General features: G+C 68.7%; 24 protein-coding genes. 8 read left to right on the top strand and 16 right to left on the bottom strand.

What is annotated here, in order from left to right; genetic code table 11:
* The first annotated feature begins 246 nt into the window (after window positions 1-246).
* Window positions 247-870 carry a helix-turn-helix domain-containing protein gene (locus ABZ420_RS29425; RefSeq protein ID WP_357129386.1) on the top strand — a complete coding sequence of 208 codons (624 nt, stop codon included), beginning with the start codon at window positions 247-249 and terminating at the stop codon, window positions 868-870.
* Window positions 871-877: 7 nt separating this feature from the next.
* Here ABZ420_RS29425 and ABZ420_RS29420 read toward each other — a convergent pair whose 3' ends face one another.
* Window positions 878-1672: a hypothetical protein gene (locus ABZ420_RS29420; protein WP_357129383.1), complete on the bottom strand. Its 795-nt coding sequence runs from the start codon at window positions 1670-1672 to the stop codon at window positions 878-880.
* A 160-nt stretch (window positions 1673-1832) separates the two neighbouring features.
* Window positions 1833-2339 carry a MarR family transcriptional regulator gene (locus tag ABZ420_RS29415; protein WP_174371832.1) on the bottom strand — a complete coding sequence of 169 codons (507 nt, stop codon included), beginning with the start codon at window positions 2337-2339 and terminating at the stop codon, window positions 1833-1835.
* Window positions 2340-2410: 71 nt separating this feature from the next.
* On the opposite strand from ABZ420_RS29415, the gene ABZ420_RS29410 reads away from it, so the two are divergent.
* From ABZ420_RS29410 to ABZ420_RS29400, 3 genes are all read left to right on the top strand, one after another.
* Window positions 2411-2917 (top strand): cupin domain-containing protein, encoded by a 507-nt coding sequence (locus tag ABZ420_RS29410; RefSeq protein ID WP_357129379.1) that lies wholly within the window; start codon window positions 2411-2413, stop codon window positions 2915-2917.
* Between the two features lie 343 nt (window positions 2918-3260).
* Window positions 3261-3716 carry a hypothetical protein gene (locus tag ABZ420_RS29405; RefSeq protein WP_357129376.1) on the top strand — a complete coding sequence of 152 codons (456 nt, stop codon included), beginning with the start codon at window positions 3261-3263 and terminating at the stop codon, window positions 3714-3716.
* 44 nt (window positions 3717-3760) lie between these two features.
* On the top strand, window positions 3761-4690 hold the full coding sequence (locus tag ABZ420_RS29400; protein ID WP_357129373.1) for a hypothetical protein: 930 nt from the start codon (window positions 3761-3763) through the stop codon (window positions 4688-4690).
* Window positions 4691-5085: 395 nt separating this feature from the next.
* Here the strand turns inward: ABZ420_RS29400 and ABZ420_RS29395 are convergent, their stop codons facing one another.
* Window positions 5086-5316, bottom strand: coding sequence for a helix-turn-helix domain-containing protein (locus ABZ420_RS29395; protein ID WP_357129370.1), 231 nt, complete (start codon window positions 5314-5316; stop codon window positions 5086-5088).
* An 81-nt stretch (window positions 5317-5397) separates the two neighbouring features.
* Entirely contained in the window at window positions 5398-7029 is a 1632-nt protein-coding gene (locus ABZ420_RS29390) for an ABC-F family ATP-binding cassette domain-containing protein (protein WP_357129367.1), read from the bottom strand.
* A 167-nt stretch (window positions 7030-7196) separates the two neighbouring features.
* On the opposite strand from ABZ420_RS29390, the gene ABZ420_RS29385 reads away from it, so the two are divergent.
* On the top strand, window positions 7197-7961 hold the full coding sequence (locus tag ABZ420_RS29385) for an SDR family oxidoreductase (RefSeq protein ID WP_357129364.1): 765 nt from the start codon (window positions 7197-7199) through the stop codon (window positions 7959-7961).
* A gap of 39 nt (window positions 7962-8000) precedes the next feature.
* On the opposite strand, the gene ABZ420_RS29380 is transcribed toward ABZ420_RS29385, so the two are convergent.
* Together ABZ420_RS29380 and ABZ420_RS29375 are read right to left on the bottom strand one after the other, a co-directional pair.
* Window positions 8001-8801: a hypothetical protein gene (locus ABZ420_RS29380; RefSeq protein ID WP_357129361.1), complete on the bottom strand. Its 801-nt coding sequence runs from the start codon at window positions 8799-8801 to the stop codon at window positions 8001-8003.
* A gap of 102 nt (window positions 8802-8903) precedes the next feature.
* Window positions 8904-11114, bottom strand: a complete 2211-nt coding sequence (locus tag ABZ420_RS29375) for an MMPL family transporter (RefSeq protein ID WP_357129358.1) — start codon at window positions 11112-11114, stop codon at window positions 8904-8906.
* A gap of 526 nt (window positions 11115-11640) precedes the next feature.
* On the opposite strand from ABZ420_RS29375, the gene ABZ420_RS29370 reads away from it, so the two are divergent.
* Window positions 11641-12741, top strand: a complete 1101-nt coding sequence (locus ABZ420_RS29370) for a lycopene cyclase family protein (RefSeq protein ID WP_357129355.1) — start codon at window positions 11641-11643, stop codon at window positions 12739-12741.
* A 7-nt stretch (window positions 12742-12748) separates the two neighbouring features.
* Window positions 12749-13723, top strand: a complete 975-nt coding sequence (locus tag ABZ420_RS29365; protein ID WP_357129352.1) for a Ku protein — start codon at window positions 12749-12751, stop codon at window positions 13721-13723.
* Window positions 13724-13756: 33 nt separating this feature from the next.
* On the opposite strand, the gene ABZ420_RS29360 is transcribed toward ABZ420_RS29365, so the two are convergent.
* Together ABZ420_RS29360 and ABZ420_RS29355 are read right to left on the bottom strand one after the other, a co-directional pair.
* On the bottom strand, window positions 13757-14377 hold the full coding sequence (locus tag ABZ420_RS29360) for a hypothetical protein (protein ID WP_357129349.1): 621 nt from the start codon (window positions 14375-14377) through the stop codon (window positions 13757-13759).
* A gap of 94 nt (window positions 14378-14471) precedes the next feature.
* Complete coding sequence (locus ABZ420_RS29355) at window positions 14472-15764, bottom strand: FAD-dependent oxidoreductase (RefSeq protein ID WP_357129407.1); 1293 nt, start codon at window positions 15762-15764, stop codon at window positions 14472-14474.
* Between the two features lie 305 nt (window positions 15765-16069).
* On the opposite strand from ABZ420_RS29355, the gene ABZ420_RS29350 reads away from it, so the two are divergent.
* On the top strand, window positions 16070-16654 hold the full coding sequence (locus tag ABZ420_RS29350; RefSeq protein ID WP_357129346.1) for a hemerythrin domain-containing protein: 585 nt from the start codon (window positions 16070-16072) through the stop codon (window positions 16652-16654).
* A 194-nt stretch (window positions 16655-16848) separates the two neighbouring features.
* Here the strand turns inward: ABZ420_RS29350 and ABZ420_RS29345 are convergent, their stop codons facing one another.
* From ABZ420_RS29345 to ABZ420_RS29310, 8 genes are all read right to left on the bottom strand, one after another.
* Window positions 16849-17277 carry a DUF4189 domain-containing protein gene (locus ABZ420_RS29345; protein WP_357129343.1) on the bottom strand — a complete coding sequence of 143 codons (429 nt, stop codon included), beginning with the start codon at window positions 17275-17277 and terminating at the stop codon, window positions 16849-16851.
* Window positions 17278-17466: 189 nt separating this feature from the next.
* Complete coding sequence (locus tag ABZ420_RS29340; protein WP_357129340.1) at window positions 17467-17859, bottom strand: metal-sulfur cluster assembly factor; 393 nt, start codon at window positions 17857-17859, stop codon at window positions 17467-17469.
* Complete coding sequence (sufU, locus tag ABZ420_RS29335) at window positions 17856-18353, bottom strand: Fe-S cluster assembly sulfur transfer protein SufU (protein WP_357129337.1); 498 nt, start codon at window positions 18351-18353, stop codon at window positions 17856-17858. Before sufU ends, ABZ420_RS29340 begins: the two co-directional genes overlap by 4 nt.
* Before the next feature lie 3 nt (window positions 18354-18356).
* The gene (locus tag ABZ420_RS29330) at window positions 18357-19610 is read right to left on the bottom strand and encodes a cysteine desulfurase (protein WP_357129335.1); all 1254 of its coding nucleotides are present in this window, start codon (window positions 19608-19610) and stop codon (window positions 18357-18359) included.
* A 1-nt stretch (window position 19611) separates the two neighbouring features.
* Window positions 19612-20388 carry a Fe-S cluster assembly ATPase SufC gene (sufC, locus tag ABZ420_RS29325; protein WP_357129332.1) on the bottom strand — a complete coding sequence of 259 codons (777 nt, stop codon included), beginning with the start codon at window positions 20386-20388 and terminating at the stop codon, window positions 19612-19614.
* Between the two features lie 38 nt (window positions 20389-20426).
* Entirely contained in the window at window positions 20427-21605 is a 1179-nt protein-coding gene (gene sufD, locus ABZ420_RS29320; protein ID WP_357129329.1) for a Fe-S cluster assembly protein SufD, read from the bottom strand.
* On the bottom strand, window positions 21605-23041 hold the full coding sequence (gene sufB, locus ABZ420_RS29315) for a Fe-S cluster assembly protein SufB (RefSeq protein ID WP_357129326.1): 1437 nt from the start codon (window positions 23039-23041) through the stop codon (window positions 21605-21607). The genes sufD and sufB overlap by 1 nt, the downstream gene beginning before the upstream one ends.
* Window positions 23038-23838 carry a metalloregulator ArsR/SmtB family transcription factor gene (locus ABZ420_RS29310; protein ID WP_357129404.1) on the bottom strand — a complete coding sequence of 267 codons (801 nt, stop codon included), beginning with the start codon at window positions 23836-23838 and terminating at the stop codon, window positions 23038-23040. Before ABZ420_RS29310 ends, sufB begins: the two co-directional genes overlap by 4 nt.
* Window positions 23839-24020: the final 182 nt, after the last annotated feature.

Here is a 24020-nt window from a genome sequence, read left to right as displayed (position 1 = left end):
GCGCCTGCGGCGCATGCGCTTCGGGCACGCAAACACGAGACGGGCGCGAACATCGCTCGTAAGACTCGCTCCCCGCGGAGTTGCGTCAGCGCAAGTGGCGGCGGGTCCGCGAGCACCGGGCTGTCAGTGCTCCCGGCCTGCCGCCATGGCCGTTCGGGTCACTACTCGCCTCGCTCGTACTGTGAGAACCCCCGCGTCGGTGCACCGCCGACGCGGGGTTCCGTGTATCCCCCGCTGGAGGATCCCATGCCCAAGGTCAGTGACGATCACCTCGCCGCCCGGCGCGGCCAGATTCTCGACGGAGCACGCCGCTGCTTCGCCGAATACGGCTACGACGGCGCCACCGTGCGCCGCCTCGAGGAGGAGATCGGGCTATCCAGGGGCGCCATCTTCCACCACTTCCGCGACAAGGACGCCCTGTTTCTCGCTCTCGCCCAAGAGGACGCCGAACGCATGGCCGACGTCGCGGCCAACCAGGGCATCGTTCAGGTGATGCGCGACATGCTCGCCCATCCCGAGCAGTTCAACTGGCTCGGAACGCGGTTGGAGATCGCGCGGCGGCTGCGCACCGATCCCGAATTCCGCGCGGGCTGGACCCAGCGTTCGGCCGAGCTCACCGCCGCCACCCTGGCCCGCCTGGAACGCCGCAAGGCCGCGGGCGCGCTGCGCGACGACGTGCCCACCGACGTCCTGCTCGGCTACCTCGATCTGGTCCTCGACGGGCTGATCGCCCGGATCGCCTCCGGGCACACCAACGAGAACCTCTCCGCCGTCCTGGATCTCGTCGAGGCGTCGGTCCGCTCCCCGGCCTCTCCGGGTCTTCAGGCCGGTACGACGAGCGCGGACAGATGGGACCGTCCGCGCTCGTGACAAGGGCTCAGTACGTCGTATTGATGTACTCGGCGGCGTGCGTGGTCCACGGTACGTTCGTCCCGGGCATGTGCTGGTTGTTGTAGAGGACGTGCTGGCCGTAGGGCCACGGGGTGAGGTAGCCGACGACGCCGCGGACCGCCGCGGTGTAGCGGTCGAGGTTACCGATCGGGTCGTGCAGCAGGATCTCGAGCAGTTCGGCGAAGATCAGCGGCGCGACGTCGCCGATGCGGGCGCCCTCCACGAAGGAGAACGGCGAGATGCCCACGTCGATTACGCGCAACGGCGAATTGCCCGGTGACGCGGTGATGATGTCGCCGGGGTTGGCGTACTCGCGGACCGCGACGGAGGCGGGCCACGCGCCACGCTGCCCGTGCAGGCCGAATGTGTTCGCGGGGCAGAGATTCCCGACCGACTGCCCCGCGCGGCGCAGCGGGTTGGCGATGTTCACCACGAAAGCGATCTCCAGCGGCGTGCCGTTCGTGTTCTCGTACTTCCCCGCCTGCACGCCCTCCAGGATCCGGCTGGCGCAGATACCGCCGAGCGAATAACTCAGCAGGCCGCAGACATTCGGCGAGTCCTGGATCGCCTTCACCCCGGCGGCGACGCCGAGCCGCACCGACGTCTCCAGCGAAGGACCCCACGCCTCGGGCACCGGACCCACCGACGCGGGCCAATCCGGTTCGAAGCAGCTGAACTTCCCGGTGTCGAGTAGTTTCGTGACGTCGTGCAGCATGCCCGCGGGCGTTCCGTCGGAGTTGCGCGGCTCGCCGGTGCCGCGGAGAGTGATGATGTCGATCATCGTGTCCTCCTTGCACAACCGCACCGACCCCTTCGGTACGGAATCTCAAGGTAGACCCGCGGCGCCCCGCGGACACGAGTATCGGGCTACCTCATCACAGCCCGAGTTTTCCCATGTAGAGCGCGATTCGGCAGATCAAGGGGTGCGCGAGCTACCGCGACTACGCGTCCGGTTCCATACTGGTCAGCAGGATTCGCGCGATGCGGTCCAGTTCTGTCCGTTCTCCCGCGGTGAGTACCGACAGCATCCTGGTCTCGTTCGCGGTGTGCTCGGTGACCACCGTGTCGACCAGTTCCCGCCCCGCCGCGGTGAGGGCCACGCGCACTGCCCTGCGGTCCTGGGCGTCGGCGACGCGCCGTACCAGCCCCGCCGATTCCAGCCGGTCCAGCCGTCCGGTCATACCCGCCCGAGACAGCATCAGCGTGTCGGCGAGCACCGACGGGTTGAGTTCGAACGGCTCGCCCGAACGACGCAGCGCGGCAAGCACATCGAACTCGCCGCGCTGCAGTCCGTGCTTGCCGAACACCGCCTCGATCTCACGCTGGGCCACCACCAGCAGCCTGCCCAGGCGTCCCACCACGCCCATCGCCTCGAGATCGAGGTCCGGTCGTTCGCGCTCCCACTGCGCCACGATGGCGTCCACGGCGTCCGTTCTTCGCTCGGTCATGGACAAGATCTTATTCGACAGGATATAGTTCTGTAGCGAATTATCAATCACCGAACCAGTTGGAGACTTCGATGACCATCCCCGCCCCCCGCAAGGACGTCGCGATCCGGCAGCCGCAGGACGCGGAAGTCCTGCGCACCACGTCGGTCACTTTGCGCCTGCTGATCGACGCCGAGGAGGCAGGCGGCGGGGTGAGCACGCTCGAGGTGAACTTGGATCGCGGCGCGGACGGCGCGGCGCCGCACTATCACACGCGTTCCGACGAGTTGTTCTACGTCGCCGAGGGCGAACTGCAACTGCTGGCCGGCGACCGCATCGTCACCGTCGGCGCGGGCGGTTCCATCGTGGTCCCGAAATTCATGCCGCACGCCTTCGGCGCCACACCGGACAGCACGGCGCGGATCCTGATCGCGCTCACCCCCGGCGTGCAGCGTTTCGAGTACTTCCGGCTACTGGAACGGATCGCCGCGGGCGAGTCCACGATGACCGATCTCGCTGCCGCCCAAGACGAGTTCGACAACCACTTCATCGACGCGCCCGCCTGGTGGGCGGAGCGCAACGCGAATCGGGACCGATAGCGGGCAGGGTCCCCGGATCCGACTGCGCGCGAGCGGATTCGCGTGAATCGCTCACGAAGCGGTCGCACCAGGCCGGGCCAGGGGCGCGAAAGTACAAATGCACAGCCGCCACCATCGGGCTATGGACACCGGCCGTGCGGCACGGAAGAACAGCGCCATGGTTGCGCTGTAAGTATTTCCAGCCTACCGGAAAACTTTCGGCACTCGGCCGTTATGGATCGGAATTCGGTTTGTCACAGGCCGGGAAATCTCGCGATACCAGCCGATAGCGCCCCTCAGCGCGATATGATCGCTCACACGCTTGGGGGTCGTGGCAAATCGTGAGCAGATCGGAGAACCGGCTATGACCGACGCAATCCACCTTCCCGGGACGACGCCGAAGGATGACCGTGTTCCTCCGCTCCAGGGTTTGCTGGTCGCGGAATCGGACCGGCAGATCAGCGTGCGCGTCGCCGACGGAACGTGGACGTTCAGTCGGTCCGATGTCCTGCGCGTGGTCGATTCCGCGGCACCCCGGACCGATCAGGACGGCCGTCCGGTACTGGTCGACATCCGCGCGGGCGCCACCGCCGATTTCACCCGTAGGCTGCGCATCGACCTGGTCGATCGGCCGATGACCATTCCAGAGTCGCCGTCGGAGGCGCTCGGTGACGAGCAGCTGCGTCAGCTCACCGAAACCTGGGCCGACCGGCTGCAACTCGTGGACTGCCCGGGCTCGGGCGGGGCGACGTTCACCTACTGCCAGACCAAATCGATCAACGGCAGCGACGACGGCATCAACTGCGACAGTCTCGACTGAGCGGCAGGCGGATGGCCGCACGCCGGCGCGGTTCGGTCCTGATCGTGTCCGAATCCGATGATCTACACGCCACCGCGATGGCGGCGACGCTGCGAGACCACTACGGGCTCGGCCCGATCCACCTCGACCTGCGTGATTTCCCCCGCGAGTCCGGCAGCTTCCGGCTGGACCGGCTCGGCACCGCACGCTCGCTGTCGCACGTCATCGGCCTCGACGACGTCCGGTCGGTGTGGTGGCGGCGCCCGCACCCCACGCGGGTGCCCGCGGGTGTCCGCGCCTCGGACAACGATTTTCGCCAGGCCGAGTGCGACGGGTTCATCCAGGGACTGCTCTGGTCCATCCCCGCCTACTGGGTCAACGACCCGGGGGCCGACCGGACCGCGGGACGCAAGATCGTGCAACTGGAAACGGCGCTGCGGGCCGGGTTCGCGGTGCCGGAAACGCTGATCACCAACGATCCGGACGAGGCGCGCAGCTTCGTCGAATCACGGCCCGGCCCGGTTGTTTACAAACGCACCGGCACCAGTCGGGCGGAGTTCGCCGAGACCAGGATCATCTCCGAGGACGATTTCGCCAGGCTGGACGCGATCCGTTCGGCGCCGACCACCTTCCAGGACTACATCGACGCCACCTGCGATCTGCGGGTGGTCTGGGTGGACGGCGTCGAATGGACGGTGCGCATCGACTCGCAGGCGGGCGTCGGCAAGGTCGACTCCCGGCTGGACACGTCGGTCGATTTCGTGCCCGACCACCTGCCCGCCTCGGTGAGCAAGTCACTGGCCACGCTGATGGGCGCGCTCGGATTGTCCTTCGGTGTGCTCGACATTCGGCTCGGCCGCGACGGCGAGTACTACTTCCTCGAGGTCAACCCGCAGGGCCAGTTCGCCTACCTGGAGATCAAGACCGGTCTGCCGATCTTCCGCAGCCTGGCCAACCTGCTGGTGGACGGCGACGGCATGGTGGCAGGCTACTGAGTTCGTCCTCCGCGCCGGACGCGGGCACTCGCACAGGCCCGCGCCGGTCCAGCGGGTCACCAGCCATGGCGGGCCGGTACTACGACACCGGCTCGACCAGCATCACCTCGGCGCCGGATTGTGTTGCGCCTGCGACCGATATCGGCCGAAAGGCCGTCACCGGGCGAACCGACGATCCGGTATCGACGCCGCCGAAGAGCTCGGCGAGACAAGCATCCGGTTCCGTGGCGTCGACGTCGATCCGGTCGAGTGCTCCGAGCGCGTCTGATCCGTGGCCGGGCAAGCCGACCAGGGTCCGCGGCAGCGGGGTTTCGCACCGCGCGGTTGCTTCCGTCGGCAACGTGTCCCACGTGCGGACGGCCCTCGCGGCGCGAATCCCTCGCGCCGTTACGGCGCTATTGGCGCTTGCGGCGATTGGCTCCGCCCCGGCTGCGGAGCTGCACATGCGACTCCACCAGCACATTGTGGATGAAGCCGTAGGAGCGGCCGGTGGACCGCGCCAGTGACCGGATGCTCGCACCCGCCTCGTATTGTTTCTTCAGCTGGGTTTGTAGGCGATCGCGGGACTTCCCGGTGACGCGTGTGCCCTTACCCAATGTGGCCTTGCTTTGTGGCCTGTCGCTCATGGCTTCCTCCGAGTCGCCGAGCAGCGTCTTTCCAGGCTAAGCACTCAGGAGGCCATGATCAACGGGTTCCTGTGATGAAACTCACGCGAGCTGAATAAGTTCCAGATATTCGGCCGACCAATGGTCTTCTGTCCCGTCCGGGAGCAGGATCACGCGTTCCGGAGACAACGCCTCCGCTGCGCCCGGGTCGTGGGTCACCAGCACCACAGCACCCGCGTAGGTGCGCAGCGCGTCGAGCACCTGCTCGCGCGATACCGGGTCGAGGTTGTTCGTCGGCTCGTCCAGCAGCAGCACGTTCGCCGCAGAGGAGACCAGACCGGCCAGCGCGAGACGGGTCTTCTCACCGCCCGAGAGGGTGCCCGCGGGCTGGTCGAGCTGCGGACCGGAGAACATGAACGCGCCGAGCAGGCCACGCAGATCCTGCTCGCCCGCGTCGGGGGCGGCGTGGCGGATGTTCTCCCACACGGTGGCGTTGTCGTCCAGGGTGTCGTGCTCCTGGGCGAAATATCCGATCTTCAGTCCGTGCCCCGGCACCAAACCGCCCGCCGTGGGCTGCTCGACTCCGGCCAGCATACGCAGCAGCGTCGTCTTACCCGCGCCGTTGAGCCCGAGGACCACCACCCGGCTGCCGCGGTCGATCGCCAGGTCGACGCCGGTGAAGATCTCCAGCGAGCCGTAGACCTTGGTCAGGTTCTCGGCCATCAGCGGCGTCTTGCCACACGCCGCGGGCTCGGGGAACTTGATCCGGGCGACCTTGTCGGCGACGCGTACGTCGTCGAGTTCGGCCAGCAGGCGATCGGCGCGCTTGGCCATATTCTGCGCCGCAGTCGCTTTCGTGGCCTTGGCGCCGAGCTTGGCTGCCTGAGCGCGCAGCGCGCTCGCCTTCTTCTCGGCGTTCGCGCGTTCGCGGCGCCTGCGCTGCTCGTCGGTGGCGCGTGCGTCCAGGTACTTCTTCCAGCTCATGTTGTAGACGTCGGCCTCGCCGCGCACCGCGTCGAGGAACCACACCTTGTTCACTACGTCGCCGAGCAGTTCCACGTCGTGACTGATGACGATCAGGCCACCGTCGTGATTCTGCAGGAAGCCACGCAGCCAGGTGATCGAGTCGGCGTCGAGGTGGTTGGTCGGCTCGTCCAACAGCAGGATGGTGTCCGAGCGCCCGCCGCTGCCGTCGGAAGCGGCGAACAGGATGCGCGCCAATTCGATTCGACGCCGCTGCCCACCGGACAGGGTGCGCAACGACTGACCGAGCACCCGGTCGGGCAGACCGAGGCTATGGCAGATGCGCGCCGCCTCGCTCTCGGCGACGTAGCCGCCGAGCGCCGAGAAGCGCTCCTCGAGCCGCCCGTACTTGCGGACCGCCTTCTCGCGTTCCTTGTCGTCGGCGACCTCGGCCATCAGCGCCTGCTGCTTCTCCATCTCACGGATCAGCGTGTCCAGGCCGCGCGCGGACAGCACCCGGTCGCGGGCCAGCACGTCCAGGTTGCCCTCGCGCGGGTCCTGCGGCAGGTAGCCGACGTCGCTGGAGCGAAGAATCTTCCCGGCGTACGGCTCGCCCTCGCCGGCCAGGATGCGCAGCGTGGTGGTCTTGCCCGCGCCGTTGCGTCCGACCAGCCCGATCCGGTCGCCCGCCTGGACCCGTAGCGCCGGTCCGGGTGCGGACAGCAGGGTGCGGACTCCGGCCCGGACCTCCAGGTCGGTCGCGGTGATCACAAACTTCTCCTTGCGGATCGTGGGGCTGGGCGCGTGCTCGATTGTGCGACCCGACGCGCACAAGAACCACCGATTTTACCCGGGCCGCAGGGTGCTCCCCCATACCAGCACCCCGCATGTGACGGCGGTAACGGCTCGTGCGGTCGGCTGCGCTACCGTGCGATGCCATGAGTACCGATCTGTTGGGCAAGAGCGCTCTGGTCACGGGGGCCAGCCGGGGCATCGGCAAGGCGGTCGCGGCGGAGCTGCTCGGCCGCGGCGCGAACGTGCTGATCACCGCGCGTAAGAAGGAGCCGCTGGAGGAGGCCGCCGCGGAGCTGCGCGAGCTGGGCCACCAGGGCCAGGTCGTGGCCTTGGCGGGCAACTCGGGCGTCGCCGAGGATCGGACGGCCGCGGTCGAGCGCGCGGTCACGGAGTTCGGTTCGCTGGATGTCCTGATCAACAACACCGGCATCAACCCGGTCTATGGCTCGCTGATGGAGGCCGACCTGGACGCCGTGCGCAAGATCTTCGACGTGAACGTGGTCGCGGCGCTCGGCTACATCCAGGAGGCGTACCGGGCGTGGATGCGCGATCACGGCGGCGCCGTGGTCAACGTGGCCAGTGTCGCGGGCATCCGCTCGACCGGTGTGATCGCCGCCTACGGCGCGTCCAAGTCCGCGCTGATCCATCTCACCGGGGAACTCGCCTGGCAGCTCGGGCCGAAGATCCGGGTGAACGCGGTCGCGCCGGGCGTGATCAAGACGAAATTCGCCGACGCCCTGTACTCGTCGGATGAAGAGCGCGCCGCGAGCGTGTACCCGATGAAGCGCCTGGGCAGTCCGGAGGACGTAGCGCGCTTGATCGGCTTCCTGGTCTCCGACGAGGCGGACTGGATCACCGGCGAGACGGTGCGCGTGGACGGCGGACTGCTCTCCACCGGCGGGATCTGACCCGAGGCGGGACGGCCGTCGGCATTCCGCCGACCTGCGCTACCGGAAGGCCAGTGCGCCGATCGTGTCGGCGTGCCGGTAGCGCAGGTACTTCTCGACGGTCGCGGGGTCGACCGCGCCGGTGGCCGTCGCAAGCGTCACCACCACGAACTCCTTTTCGCTGCCGTCCTTCCACTTGCCGGTGGCGTAGCCCTTGATGTAGGTGCCGGGACGCAGGGTGAGGTCCGCGTCGGTGAACCGATCCTTCGCCGCGGCGGCCCGGCTCCGGTCGGCCATGCCGAGCACGAACTGGGTGAGCATGAGCGCGCCGCCTTCGGCGCGGTACACCAGCTCCGCCGCGTAGCCGCAGCCGAGGCTCGTGAGCTTGCCCGCCACCTCGATGGGGTGGCAGTCGGCGTGGTCTCGGCCGTCGACCCAGTCGGCGTGCAACTCGACGCGATCGAATCGGAAGTCCCAGTCCTTCGCGAATTCGGTGTAGCTCAGCCTGCCCGACGAAGGGTGCGTACCGCCCGGGGCGGGAGCCGCGGGCCGCGTGCTGGTGACCCCACCCGCGCGGGTGGTCGCCTCGGCGGACGCGGCGGCCTGCGCGTGCCCCTGGACGTGTGAATTCGCCGATACGCCGATACCGACCGCCACCAGCACGGCGACCACGGCGACCGCCAGCGCGACGATCACGCCGGTTCGGCGCTGGGGCGCGGGCGGTTGCGGCGGCGTCTCCCATGCCTGCATCGGGTACGCGCTCGGCGGGGACATGCTCCCCCAGTCCGGCGCAGGCCGCGCCTGGTCCGATTTCCCGTAGTCCCCTTGGCCGCCGAATCCGGAACCGGACGGGTAGGTCATCGGGTCGCCCTCCACACTCCCGGCAGCCGTCCCACCCCGTGTGGGCCTCCCCGGCGCTGCCGGAGAGACCTTACCCGATCGGGCTCATACGGTCGCCGTGGCTCAGAGCCGCGCGGGCTGGAGCCAGTCCTCCCGTCCCGCGACCGCCGCGGCGGCAGGCCCCTCTTCGATGCCGAACCGCCGGTGCAGTTTGCCCAGCGGGCCGGGCGCGTACCAGTTCCAGTGGCCGAGCAGTTCCATCGCGGCGGGCAGCAGGAAGCCGCGCACCAGGGTCGCGTCTACCAGGACGGCCAGCGGAAGGCCGATGCCGAACGCCTTCATGAAGGTGATGTCGGAGGCGAGGAAACCGAGGAAGACCAGCGAGATCAGCACTGCGGCAGCGGTGACGATCCGGCCGATCCGCTCCAGTCCGGAAGTGACGGCCAGCGCGTTGGACCTGGTGCGCTGGTATTCCTCCCGGATGCGCGCCAGCAGGAACACCTGGTAATCCATGGCGAGGCCGAACGCCACGCCGAACAGCATGACCGGAACCGTGGGCGGCAGATCGCCGGTGACGGTGAATCCGAGCAGACCCGACAGGTGCCCGTCCTGGAAGATCCAGACCAGCGCACCGAAGGTGGCCGTCAGGCTCAGGAAGCTGAGCACCACCGCCAGCAGCGGCAGCACGACGCTTCCGGTCAGCAGGAACAGCACCACCACCATGATCAGCACGACGAAGGCCAGCGCGTACGGCAGCGCCGAAACCACCGCGCCGATCGCGTCCGCGTTGGCCGCGGCAACGCCGCCGACCAGTACCTCCGAGGCGGCGGGCGTCGCGCGCACGTCGTCGGCGATCCGGTCGAGCACCGTGGGGTCGGTGGTGTCCGGGATCACCGCGAGATAGGCGGCGTTCTCGGCGCGGAAACCCTCGTGGGCGGCGGTGGGCGCGGCGAGCAGACCGCCGTGGCTGTAGCTGCCGGTGGCGGTGTCGACCCGGCGGACGTTCTCGATCTCCGACAGCTCCCGGGCGTAAGCGTCCAATCCGGCGGCGCTGTAGGCGCTTTCGGGCAGCACCGCGAACAGCCCGTTCTGTTCGGTGGCGGCGAAGTCCCGCTGGATGATCTCGGTGACCTGCCGGTTGTTCATCGACTCCGGCAGGGAGCGTTCGTCGGGGAAGCCGAGCTGCACACCGAGGAACGGCGCGCCCAGCACGAGCAGCAGGGCGGTCACCGCGAGCCCGATGGGCACGGGTCGCATCATCACGAACCGCGCCAGGCGGTGCCAGGCTCCCTCGCCGGGCGCGGGACGGGCGGCGCGCAGGAACCACCACAACTGGCCGCTGTCGATCTTGGCGCCGAGCAGGAACAGGATCGCGGGCAGCACGGTCAGCGACACCGTCGCGGCGATCACCGCGACGGCCAGACCCGCGTAACCCATCGACCGCACGGCCAGCAAGGGGAAGAACAGCAGGCCCGACAAGGCGACGGCGACGGTGACGGCCGAGAACAAGACGGTCCGGCCGGCCGAGCGCATGGTCGCGGCCACCGCGGCACCGGGCTGCTGACCGGCCACCAGTTCGTCACGGTAGCGGCTGATCATCAGCAGGCTGTAGTCGATCGCCAGACCGAGCCCCAGCAGCGTGGCGACGTTGGTCGCGGTCGCCGCGAGGTCGGTGACGCTCGCGATCAGCCACAGCGCGCCCATGGTGATCATCACCGTGATCATCGCGACCACCAGCGGCAGGCTGGCCGCGACCAGACCGCCGAACACCAGCAGCAGTGCGATCAGCGTGATCGGGAAAGCGATCGATTCACCGAGCACGACGTCTTTCTCACTCTGCTGCACCGTCTCGTGCAGCAGCATCGCGTAGCCGCCGACCCGCACGTCGAGCGGGCCGTGTGCGCCGCCGAACCGGTCGGCGAGGTCACCCACCCGCTGGTCGACCTCGGCCTCCTCGCCCAGGATGCTGGCCACGATCAGCCCCTTGGTGCCGTCGGTGCTGCGCAGCGCGGGCGATTTGTCGGTCCAGTACGACGTGACGCCCGCGACGCCGGACACCGACTTCAGCTCGGTGACGAGGTTGGTCGCCGCGGTGGCCGCGGCGTCGTCGTCCACCGAACGGCGAGTCTGCACCAGCAGCACGAAATTCGGGGTGGCCTGGCCGAAGGTATCGCGCAGCACCGCGGTCGCCCGGCTCGACTCGCTGCCGGGGTCGATGTACCCGCCGCCCTGCACCTTGTCGAACAGCGTCGCGCTCAGCGTGCCCATCGCCAGTGCGAGCACCACGAACACGGCGAGGATCCACCGGCTGCGCCGCCTGGTCAGTTCGAACACTGCGTCTACCCCTAACTCGTTCCGGTCGAACCGCTTTCGCTCTGCGAGCTGCAGCGGTCGCCGGTCGGCAACCTGCCGGCGCGCCATCCGCGGCGCACCGGTGCGCCGACACCGCGCACTCGGCACCGGGGCCGGGTGCGTGCGCCAGCGCCCCGGCATCCTAGCAACGTGCGACAAACTACGGTGAGCGCGAACACATTCCGTCGGCGGGAGTCGCTGCTGTGCGCTGCGCCGCCTCCGCCCGGCTCCCACGACCGGAAAGGCCGTCGCGCTCGCGGGTACCCGTGCCCACACCTCGGCTAGTGATTCTCGCTCAGCCGCCACCACGTTTCGGCGGTCGATCCGGGCCGGTCACGGTTGCACACGCGGGCTGCGCAGCCGGATCGCCGCGGCGGTGTTCGCGAAGAATTCCGCCTCGCGATCCCGACTCACGGCCGACGCGGTGGCCGCACCCTTGTCGAGCGAGCGGATGAGAGGCTCGGACCATGCATCGCATCGCAGCCCCGCGAATCCGAACGGCCGGGAAGTGAGGCCCGACTTGGTCGTGTGCGGCCTCGGCCCCGCCGGTCGTGCCCTCGCATACCGCGCCGTAGCGCGCGGGCTCACGGTCACCGTGCTGGATCCCGCGCCGGAGCGCAGGTGGACCGCCACGTACGCGGCGTGGGCCGACGAACTGCCGGATTGGCTGGCGCCGGAGGTCGTCGCGGCGACGGTGTCCCAGCCGCTGGCCTGGGGAACGCGCGCCCACCGGCTGGACCGCCCGTACGTCGTGCTGGACACCGAGCGATTGCAGACCTCGCTGCACCTGTCCGATGCACACGTCGTCGCCGATCGCGCGGTCGACATCGCTCCCGAACGCGTCACCTCGGCCTCCGGCGCGACAATCACCGGCGGCAGAGTGATCGACGCGCGCGGACTCGCCCGCTCCCCCGCCCGAGCCGAGCAGACCGCCTACGGCCTCATCGTGGACGCGGGACGCTGCGCTGGTCTCGACCCGCTGTTCATGGACTGGCGGCCGGACAACGGCGCCGCCCCCGGCACGCCGCCTTCGTTCCTCTACGCCGTCCCGCTGGACGACGAGCGAATGCTGCTCGAGGAAACCTGCCTGGCCGGCCGCCCCGCGTTGACGGGCGCGCAACTGCGTGCCCGTTTGCGCCACCGGCTCGGCGCGCGGGGCGTCCGTCTCACCGGTGAGGAGCCCGTGGAGCACGTCCGGTTTCCCGTCGAGGGAGGCCGTCCTGGGCCGCGCGGATTCGGGGCGGCGGGCGGCTTCCTGCACCCGGCGACCGGCTACAGCGTCGGCGCCACGCTGGCTGCGGCCGACGCGATGGCGGCGGGGCAGAACGTGTGGCCGGCCACGGCGCGCGTCGTCCACCGGTTGCGCAGCGCCGGTCTACGGGCGCTGCTCGCGCTGCCGCCGGAGGACCTCCCGCTGTTCTTCGACACGTTCTTCACGCTGCCCCCGGCCGCACAGCGCGCGTATCTGTCCGGCCGCACGGACCTGGCGGGCACGGTCACGGCGATGAGTTCGCTCTTCGCGGCTCTGCCGGGTCGGCTACGTCGGCGTGTCGCGGTTGCGACACTCGGTTTCCGGTTCGCTCGCGAGGTCGAAGGGCTTCGGCCATGATGGGAACATGAGATCGATCTGGAAGGGCTCGATCGCATTCGGGCTGGTGAATGTTCCGGTGAAGGTGTACACCGCCACCGAGGACCACGACATCCGATTCCATCAGGTGCACGCCAAGGATGGAGGCCGGATCAAGTACGACCGCGTCTGCACCGTATGCGGCCAATCCGTCCAGTACACCGAGATCGACAAGGCCTACGAGTCCCCGGACGGCGACAAGGTCGTCCTGAGCGACGAGGACTTCGCGAAACTGCCCGTGGCGGAGAAGCACGAGATCCCGGTGCTGCAGTTCGTGCCGTCCGAGCAGATCGACCCGATCCTGTTCGAGAAGAGTTATTACCTGGAACCGGACTCCAGCACGCCGAAGGCCTATGTCCTGCTGGCGCGGACGCTGGAGAAGGTCGAACGCACCGCCCTGGTGAACTTCACGCTGCGGCAGAAGACCAGGCTGGCCGCGCTGCGCGTGCGCGACGGCATTCTGGTACTGCAGACGCTGCTGTGGCCCGATGAGGTCCGCTCCGTCGACTTCGAATCCCTCGACGGGGTCGCCGACCCGCGCCCGCAGGAGATCAAGATGGCCGAGACGCTCGTCGAGGCGATGTCCGACGACTTCGATCAAGAGCAGTTCACCGACGAGTATCAGATCGAACTGAAGCGCCTGCTCGACGAGGCGATCGCCAGCGGCACCGGTAAGGTGCCCGAGCAGCCGGAGCTCGCGCCGGCCGGAATGGACGCCGAGGTGGTCGATCTGGTCGCCGCGCTGCAGCGCAGCCTGGAGGCCAGTGGACGCCGGACGGCCGGCGGCGACGGAGCAGAGGCCGAGCCGAAGAAGACCGCGAAGAAGGCCGCGGCCAAGAGCGCCGGAGCCAAGGGCAGCGCGGGCAAGAGCAGTGCGTCGAAGAGCACTGCCGCCAAGAGCGCGGCGAAGAAGACGCCCGCGAAGAAGGCGGCCAAAAAGGCTCCTGCTCGCAAAGGCGCCTGAGGCTCGGAGCGAGGCCGCGACCGACGGGCCGAGTCAGTCCCGCGCCGCGCGCCGCCGGCCTTCTTCGAAGAACTCCAGCAGTGCCGCGACGGTGTTCACCGCGCCGCGTGGCCTGAGTGCGCCGAACGGCGCGTTCCAGAAATCGCCGGTTCGCGGGGTCCACGGTCCGATATAGGCGTACGGGCCGGGATGGGCGTCGTCTCCCGGCGAGATCCCGTAGTTCACCTCATCGATCGTGCTCGCCAGGTCGAAATGCTCCGGCCACAGCACCGGTGTCACATCGGGCGCCAGGCAGCGCAACGCCTTGTCACCCAGCGCCAGCCAGTCTTCGATCAGCCCGGCTGCCGAGGGATCGACCTCGATCGACGCATCGGGATCGACGCCCGCGGTGGCCGCGTACACCCCTTCCGGTGGCCCGGGTTCGAAACCCGCGGCCCTGGCAACCTCCCGAAGGGTCCCCGCCAGCCTGGCACGCCCTTCCGGCCACACCAGCTCGTCCCCGACCACGGATACCGGCCACCGCACTCCCCCGAAGCCTCCCCGCACGACCCCCAACCGGATGGTGCCGAACTTTCGGAACTGCGGCCCGGCGATCAACGACTCCGCGACCGCGTGCAACCCGGCTCGCGATCGCCGGTACGTCACCTCGTCCACCTCCGCATCATCTCCGCTGTGCGCGGTCTCGCGCACGCGTTTGCTCCGAGCAACGCGCGACGGGCGGGCAGGGCAGTAAGCCCCCTCCTGCTGCTCATGAAGGCCCGGTGATGCCCTCACTGCTGCCGAAGCTCGCTTCTTCGTGGCTGACCAGTCCGAGCAAGGCGAGGGGCCGCGGTGTCACCGCGATGGTCAGGTAGGAGACCGTGATCGCCCAGCGGTTGACCGCTCTCGGCACGGCGAAGGTGTGATAGGCACGGGTCACCGCCTTCGCGGGCAAACCGGACAGGCGCAGGCCCATCGGGTTCGCGACCGCGAAGCGCGGCCCGAGGTCGACGACCAGTCCCAGGTCGCGGTGCTTGTAGTCGGCGGCCGTGCCGATACCCAGGCTGGCGGCGACGTTCCTGGCAAGCGCCTTGCCCTGCCGCGTGGCGTGCTGGGCCGTGGGCGGAGTGATCCGGCCGGGCTTGGTCAGATCCGGCACCGCGGCCGCGTCACCGCCCGCGAACACGTCCGGATGGCCGGGCACGCCCAGCTTCGCGTCCACGACCAGGCGGCCCTTCTCCAGCGGCAGGCCGAGCGTGCCGAGCACCGGCGCGCCGGTCACGCCCGTCACCCAGGCGACCGTGTGGGTCGGGACGACCGTTCCGTCGGTGAGCACGACCGAGTTCTCGTCGAGTTTCGACAGGGAGGTCTCCAGCCGGATCTCGATGCCTCGTTTCCGCAGTACCTGCAGCACCTTGTCGCTGAGCCGCTCGCCGACCTCCGGCATCACCCTCGGGGCCGTGTCGAGCAGAAGGAAACGCACTTCGGCGGGGTCGAAGCCGCGTCGTGCGGCGTAGGCGTCGGCGAGGGCGCGCAACTGCGCGATCAGTTCGGTGCCCGCGTAGGACGCCCCCACCACGACCACGGTGCGGCGCGCCCGCCGCACATCGGGGTCCTCTTCGTCGTCGGCGAGCTCGAGCTGGCGCAGCAACTGCTCGCGCAGGTACAGCGCTTCGGCGACGGTCTTGAGCCCGCGCGCGTGCTCCGCCAGGCCCGGGATGTCGAACAGGCGGGTGACCGACCCGGGCGTGAGCACCAGCCGATCCCAGGACAGCTGCTGCGGCGGATGATGCTCGCCGGCCACCGTGATCGTCTTGTTCTGCAGATCGACCGACCGAGCCTTCGCGACCACGAGCCGGACCCGTGGCAGCGAATCGGCCAGCGAGATGGCGACGAACCGGGGATCGATCAGTCCACCCGCCACATCCGGAAGCAAGGGCGTATAGAGCAGGTAGTCATTGGGTGTGACGAGGACGATTTCGACGTCCCGTTTCGCTTTCGCCACTGTGCGGCAAAGCTTTTGGGCACAGGTGAACCCCGCGAACCCGCTTCCGACGATCACGACCCGCTGCGGGCCCGCTGTGTTCCCATCCGGCACGAAGACCTCCTCGGCGTCAGCTCCCCGACGCGATTCCCGCCCAGAGTGATCCGAAACCGTGAGCCCGGGCCTCGGCCCGCGAAGGACGGCCGATGGCACGGTTCGTCCGTCGCTTTCGGGCGCTCTACCGGCGGGGTATGAACGCAGCGGAACCGGGTAGCCGACCGTTGTAGGAAGTGAGCCCCTGATGCGAAGGCTTCGAGGGACGAAACGGCTGTCAGCTGCTACAGCGGCGGTCGTCCGGCCCGGCAGTCAGAAGGAGGAACGCTGTGGACGCATTGACATTCCTGCGCACCGACCACGAAGGCGTACTCGGAATTCTCGAGTCCCTCGAACGTGGGCGAGGCAGCGGCGAGGCGGAAGTTCGCGCTCGAGGTGATCTGGTGACCACTCTGGTGATCGCGGAATCACAGCACGAGGCGATCGAGGAGCAGTTCTTCTGGCCGGAAGTCCGGCGGACGGTACCGGATGGCGACGAGCTCGCCGATCGGGCGATCGGCCAGGAGGACGGGGCCAAGAAGCTGCTTCAGCAGTTGAAGAATTCGCACGCGGGCAGCTCCGAATTCGAGGAAGCGCTCACCCGGTTCATTCCCGCTGCCCGGGCACATATCGAGTTCGAGCAATCCGAGGTCTGGCCCGCTTTCGCGGACGCGATACCGCCCGAGACGTCGAACGAATTGGGGCGGAAGATGGCCGCGGCCAAGGCCATGGCCCCAACCAGGCCGCATCCCGGCACCCCATCGCGCCCCGGCTATCTGAAGACCCTGGGCATGGTGTCGGCGGGCGTGGACAAGATCCGCGACCGGATCACCGGCAGGCGCTCCCACTACCCGCCGACTGCGCCCCCCGCCTGACCGCTGCGCGGCCGAGCCGACACCCAGCCGAATGCCCGGCGACGCGACACGCCTTCGGCTGCCTCGGCCTCTACCCCGTCCACGGCTATCAGCGCTTCGACTCGCAGGTCACGCTTGTCGCGATGCTGATCCTCGCGAATGGGCGAACCAAGCTTTCGGCCGTTACCCGGTCCGAAAAAGTCTGCGCCGGTGAGCTATCCGGCTGTCGACGTGCAAGCGGTCAGGCGGACGGCCGCGGGCCGAGGGATCGCGCTGCCGAGACTCGGGAAGGGCGGAGCGCTGGGACCGAGGACCTCGATGGCCCGGCGTTCGGCTTCGGCGCGGGTGGGACCCCATGCCCATCCGTGCTTCCCGTCGGCGCCGCGCACGACCGACCCGCAGGCATTCCAGAACTGCACGACCGTCTGGCAGTCGGTCACACCGCATTGGGCGCGGGCCGCGGTGTCGGCGGCGGCGGCGCTCGCGTAGTCCACCGCCGAAACGACGGCACCGGTACTGGGCGAAAGCGCCAGCGCTCCATAGTAGGTCGCCGCGCGCGCTTCACCCGCCGGTGCGCCGACGACGGCGCAGGTGGCGGCCGAGACCGCCGCGAGCCCAAGGGCAGCCTTGTGCGGCAGCGACATGTGATGATCCTCCCCGTTTCGGACGACTCAGCGCTCAGATCATCGTCGGGCACAGGTGGTTTGTCGAAGTGCGGGCTTCCCACCATGGGCGGGTGTGCGGCACAGGCGAAGCCCCGCGCGGCGGATACGACTCAGCCGCCGGAGCACCCTGTCGGGGCGCTGCTCGGCGGCTGCTACCAGTCCTGGCGATTACACCGTGAACCCGAGGGCGCGCAGCTGCTCGCGGCCGTCCTCGGTGATCTTGTCCGGACCCCACGGCGGCATCCAGACCCAGTTGATCTTCAGGTCTTCCACCAGACCGCTGCGCACCAGCGCGTTGCGGGACTGGTCTTCGATGACGTCGGTCAGCGGGCAGGCCGCCGAGGTCAGCGTCATGTCGAGGATCGCGATGTTGTCCTCCTCGACGCGCAACCCGTAGACCAGGCCGAGATCGACGACGTTGATGCCCAGTTCCGGGTCGACGACGTCACGCATCGCCTCTTCGATGTCCTCGAGCAACTTGATGTCCTCCGCGGACAGCTCGGACAGTTCGGCAGCAGGCGCGGCCTGCTCGGTCGTGTCGGTAACCGGTGTGTCAGTCATGACGCTTCCCCGTTTCGCATCGGACGGTCAGTTCTCTCCGCGGCGCCGGTGGGCTGCTCGGGGCCGATCCTGAGGACGGCGTCCTTGAACGCCATCCACCCGAGCAGCGCGCACTTCACCCGCGCGGGGTACTTCGAGACTCCCGCCAAGGCGATGCCGTCGCCGATCACGTCCTCGTCGCCCTCGATGGTGCCGCGGCTGGAGATCATCTCACTGTAGGAGTCGACCACCTTCAGCGCCTGTTGCACCGGCAGCCCGATGACCTGGTCGGTGAGGATCGAGGTGGCGGCCTGGCTGATCGAGCAGCCCTGCCCGTCGTAGGAGACGTCGGCGATGTCACCGTCGTCGCCGAGCTGCACGCGCAGCGTCACCTCGTCGCCGCAGGTCGGGTTCACGTGGTGTACCTCGGCCCCGAACGGCTCGCGCAGCCCCCGGTGGTGCGGGTGCTTGTAGTGGTCCAGGATCACTTCCTGGTACATCTGCTCCATGCGCATGTCTTATGCAACTCCGAAGAAGCTCTGGGCCTTCCGCACGGCGGCGACCAGCGCGTCCACCTCGGCGACGGTGTTGTAGACCGCGAACGAGGCACGCGCGGTGGCGGCGACGCCGAAACGCCGGTGCAGTGGCCACGCGCAATGGTGGCCCACCCGGATCGCGACGCCCTCGTCGTCCAGGATCTGCCCGACGTCGTGCGCGTGGATGCCGTCTACGACGAACGCAACGGCACCGCCGCGGTCGACGTTCTCGGTGGGTCCGATGACGCGCACGCCGTCGATCCCGGCCAGCCCTTCCAGCGCCGCGCCGACGAGCGTGTGCTCGTGCGCCGCGACGGCGTCCATGCCGATGCGTTCGAGATATCGCACGGCCGCGCCCAACCCGACCACCTGCGAGGTCATCGGCACTCCGGCCTCGAACCGCTGCGGCGGCGGAGCGTAGGTGCTGTGGTCCATGAAGACCGTCTCGATCATGGACCCGCCGGTGATGAACGGCGGCATCTCCTCGAGCAGCGCACGGCGGCCGAAGAGCACGCCGACGCCGGAGGGACCGAGCATCTTGTGCCCGGAGAACGCGGCGAAATCCACGCCGAGCGTGCGGAAGTCCACCGGCATGTGCGGCACCGACTGGCAGGCATCGAGCACGACCAGCGCGCCCACCGCCTTCGCACGGCGCACCAGCTCCTCGACCGGCGCCACCGCGCCGGTGACGTTGGACTGGTGGGTGAACGCGACCACCTTGGTGGCGGGCGACAGTTCCAGCGAGTCCAGGTCGATCCGGCCGTCCTCGGTCACGCCGTACCACTTCAGCGTGGCGCCGGTGCGGCGGGCCAGTTCCTGCCAGGGCACCAGATTCGCGTGGTGCTCCAGCTCGGTGATGACGATCTCGTCGCCGGGACCCACGTGGTGCGGGAACCGGTCGTCGGCCAGCGCGTAGGTCACCAGGTTCAGCGACTCGGTGGCGTTCTTGGTGAAGACGATCTCGCCCACGTCCACGCCGACGAACCGCGCGATGTCGGCCCGCGCGCCCTCGTAGGCGTCGGTCGCCTCCTCGGCCAGCTGGTGCGCCCCGCGGTGCACCGCGGAGTTGCTGGTGATCAGGAACTCACGTTCGGCTTCGAGCACCTCGATCGGCCGCTGCGCGGTCGCGCCGGAGTCCAGGTACACCAACGGTTTCCCGTCCCGGACCGTGCGGTTCAGGATCGGGAAGTCGGCCCGGATGCGGGCGACGTCGAGGGTGCGGACCGTAGCGGTCATGTCAGGCTCCAGCGGTTGCAGTCTGAGTGAAACGAACGTAGCCGTTGGCGTCGAGTTCCTCGGCGAGTTCGGCGCCGCCCTCGGCGACGATGCGGCCGCCGACGAACACGTGCACGAACTCCGGCTGGATGTAGCGCAGGATGCGGGTGTAGTGCGTGATCAGCAGGACACCGCCGTTCTCGCGCTCCTTGTAGCGGTTGACGCCCTCGGAGACGATGCGCAGCGCGTCGACGTCCAGGCCGGAGTCGGTCTCGTCCAGGATGGCGATCTTCGGCTTGAGCAGACCCAGCTGGAGGATCTCGTGGCGCTTCTTCTCACCGCCGGAGAAGCCCTCGTTCACGCTGCGCTCGGCGAAGGCGGCGTCGATCTCCAGTTCGCTCATCGACTCCTTCACCTCCTTGACCCAGTGCCGCAGCTTCGGCGCCTCGCCGCGCACGGCGGTGGCGGCGGTGCGCAGGAAGTTCGACATCGAGACGCCGGGAACCTCCACCGGGTACTGCATGGCGAGGAACAGGCCCGCACGCGCGCGCTCGTCCACCGACATCGCCAGCACATCCTCGCCGTCGAGGGTGATCGAGCCGGAGGTCACGGTGTACTTCGGGTGACCGGCGATCGCGTAGGACAGCGTGGACTTGCCGGAGCCGTTCGGGCCCATGATGGCGTGCGTCTCACCGGACTTCACCGTGAGGTTCACGCCCTTGAGGATCTTGATGGGCTCGCCGGACTCGTCGAGGTTGGCGACCTCGACGTGCAGGTCCTTGATTTCCAGGGTGGTCATCGAATTCGAATTCCTTTGCCAGGTATGGGGTTTGTCGATCAGGCGCCGATGGCGGCGAGTTCGGCCTCGATGGCCGCCTCCAGCCGCTCCCGGACCTCGGGCACCGCGATCTTCTGGATGATCTCGTGGAAGAAACCGCGCACCACCAGGCGGCGGGCGGCGTCCTCCGGGATGCCGCGGGCGCGCAGGTAGAACAGCTGCTCGTCGTCGAACCTGCCGGTCGCGGACGCGTGTCCGGCGCCGACGATCTCGCCGGTCTCGATCTCCAGGTTCGGCACCGAGTCCGCGCGGGCGCCGTCGGTGAGCACCAGGTTGCGGTTCACCTCGAAGGTGTCGGTGCCCTCGGCGGCGGCACGGATGAGCACATCGCCCACCCACACCGTGCGGGCGTCGCCCTTCGACGAGTGCGGATCGCCTTGCAGCGCACCTTTGTACAGCACGTTCGACTTGCAGTTCGGCACCGCGTGGTCGACCAGCAGGCGCTGCTCGAAATGCTGGCCCGCGTCGGCGAAGTACAGGCCGAGGAGTTCGGCGTCACCGCCGGGGCCGTCGTAGCGGACGTTGCCGGTCAGGCGCACCAGGTCGCCGCCGAGGGTGACCGAGATGTGCCGCAGGGTGGCGTCGCGGCCGAGTTTGGCGTGGTGCGCGGTGGCGTGCACCGCGTCGTCGGCCCAGTCCTGCACCGCGACCACGGTCAGCTTGGCCGAATCGCCGAGCACGAATTCGATGTTCTCCGCGTAGGTTCCGCTGCCCCGCTGGTCGATGACCACGGTGGCCTTGGCGAAGGGTTCCAGGCGGATCTGCAGGTGGCCGTAGGCGGTCTTGCCCTCACCGGGACCGGTGATCGTGACGATCACCGGCTCGGCGACCTCGATCTCCTTGCCGACCGACACCACGGTGGCCTGCTCGAAGCCCGAGTAGGCCTGCGCGGCAACGCGATCGGACGGCACGCCGCCCGCGCCGAGCCGGGTGTCGGCGCGGTCGACGGTCTCCACGGTCACACCCTCCGCCGCCGCGACCTCGACGGTCGCGTGGCCGTCGCGAACGGCGGTGCCGTCCTGCAATCCGCGCAGGCGGCGCAGCGGCGTGAACCGCCACGCCTCGTCTTTGGCGGAAGGCACCTCGAAGGCGTTGACGTCGAACGAGGTGAAGACTTCGCCCTTGTTGACCGCGGGGGTGCGAGCTTCGGCGGCTTCGGCAATGTTCTCCACGGCCATCAGCCGACGGCTCCTTCCATTTGCAGTTCGATGAGGCGGTTCAGTTCGAGCGCGTACTCCATCGGCAGTTCCTTGGCGATCGGCTCGACGAAGCCGCGCACCACCATCGCCATCGCCTCGTCCTCGGTGAGGCCGCGGCTCATCAGGTAGAACAACTGGTCCTCGGAGACCTTCGAGACGGTCGCCTCGTGGCCCATGGTCACGTCGTCCTCACGGATGTCGACGTAGGGGTAGGTGTCCGAGCGGCTGATCGTGTCGACCAGCAGCGCGTCGCACTTCACCGTCGACTTCGAGCCGTGCGCGCCCTTGTTCACCTGGACCAGGCCACGGTAGGAGGCCCGGCCGCCGCCGCGTGCCACCGACTTCGACACGATGGTCGAGGAGGTGTGCGGCGCGAGATGGAGCATCTTCGCACCGGTGTCCTGGTGCTGGCCCTCGCCGGCGAACGCCACCGAGAGCACCTCGCCCTTGGCGTACTCGCCGGTCATCCAGACCGCCGGGTACTTCATGGTGACCTTGGAACCGATATTGCCGTCGATCCACTCCATGGTCGCGCCCGCCTCGGCCTTGGCCCGCTTGGTGACCAGGTTGTAGACGTTGTTCGACCAGTTCTGGATGGTGGTGTAGCGGCAGCGGCCGCCCTTCTTCACGATGATCTCCACCACCGCGGAGTGCAGCGAATCGGACTTGTAGATCGGCGCGGTGCAACCCTCGACGTAGTGCACGTAGGCGCCCTCGTCGACGATGATCAGGGTGCGCTCGAACTGGCCCATGTTCTCGGTGTTGATCCGGAAATAGGCCTGCAGCGGGATGTCGACGTGCACGCCCGGCGGCACGTAGATGAACGACCCACCCGACCAGACGGCGGTGTTCAGCGCGGAGAACTTGTTGTCGCCCGCGGGGATCACGGTGCCGAAGTACTGCCGGAAGATCTCCGGGTGCTCCTTCAACGCCGTGTCGGTGTCGAGGAAGATGACGCCCTGCTGCTCCAGGTCCTCACGGATCTGGTGGTAGACGACCTCGGACTCGTACTGCGCGGCGACACCGGAGACCAGCCGCTGCTTCTCCGCCTCGGGGATGCCCAGCTTGTCGTAGGTGTTCTTGATGTCCTCGGGCAGCTCGTCCCAGGACGCGGCCTGCTTCTCGGTGGAGCGCACGAAGTACTTGATGTTGTCGAAATCGATGCCATCGAGGTTGGAGCCCCACAGCGGCATCGGCTTGCGATCGAAGATGCGCAGCGCCTTGAGCCGCTGCTCGAGCATCCACTCGGGCTCGCTCTTCTTCGCCGAGATGTCGCGGACAACCGCGTCGGACAGGCCTCGTTGCGCGCTGGCGCCGGCCACATCCGAATCGGCCCAGCCGTAACCGTATTTGCCCAGCGAGGCGATGGCCTCTTCCTGGGTGAGCGGTTGCACCTGGTCGGTGGTCGTCGTCATTCGGCACTCCTTCCGGAGTCGTTCGTTCGTACCGCTGCGGGCTGTGCAGCGGTTGGTGCTGAAGTTCCGGTCCGGGCGGCGGGCAGGACCAGCAGCGGCACGTGCGTGGTGCACGCGCAGTCGCCGTTGGCGATCGTGGCCAGCCGCTGCACGTGCGTGCCGAGTAGCTCCCGGAACGCCTCGAGCTCCGCCGCGCACAGCTGAGGGAACTCCTCGGCGACGTGTGCCACGGGGCAGTGGTGCTGGCAGATCTGCACGCCCGCGCCCACCTTGCGGGTGGTGGCGGCGAACCCGGCGTCGGTGAACGCCTCGGCGATCTCCTCGGCCTTGGCCTCGGTTTGTTCGGTGGTGTGCTCACCGACCGGTTCGATCCCGGCCACGATAGTGCGTGCTCGTTTGCGGGCGAACTCGGTGATGGCCTGGTCGCCGCCGATCTCCCCGAGCTGCCGGATCGCGGCCCCCGCCAGATCGTCGTAGGCGTGGCCGAGGTCGCCTCGTCCGGCCGCGGTGAGTTGGTACTGCTTGGCCGGGCGGCCCCGGCCCTTCTGCTGCCAGGGCGCCGATCGAGTCGCCCGCGCTCGGCCGGAGTCGATCAAGGCGTCCAAGTGCCTGCGCACGCCCGCCGGGGCGAGGCCGAGCCTGTTCCCGATGGCAGTGGCGGTGATCGGTCCTTCCTCCAGCAGGAGCTGGACGATGGCCGCTCGGGTATGCCCTTCGCCGCCGACCGCCGCGGGCGCAGCAACCGACCCGGCACCGGTCCGGCGACCAGTCCCTTCGTCGTTCCTCCGCAAACCCACGGTTTTCACAACATCAGTGTGGCGGAATTCCTTCCGGAAATCTAATAAGGGTGCCCTGCGTCAGCGGTGCGATCGACCTGCGGGGATTCCGGTCCGGCGGTGGGTCACGTCCCGATCATCCGGACAGGTGTCCACCGGCGCGGCGCTGGGCCGGAAGCCGTCTTTCCCGCCTGACCTGCGTA

Source organism: Nocardia sp. NPDC005745 (assembly GCF_040630775.1).
Lineage (GTDB): Bacteria > Actinomycetota > Actinomycetes > Mycobacteriales > Mycobacteriaceae > Nocardia.
Note: the sequence above shows the minus strand (reverse complement) of the source record. Positions and strands in the feature narration are given on the sequence as shown.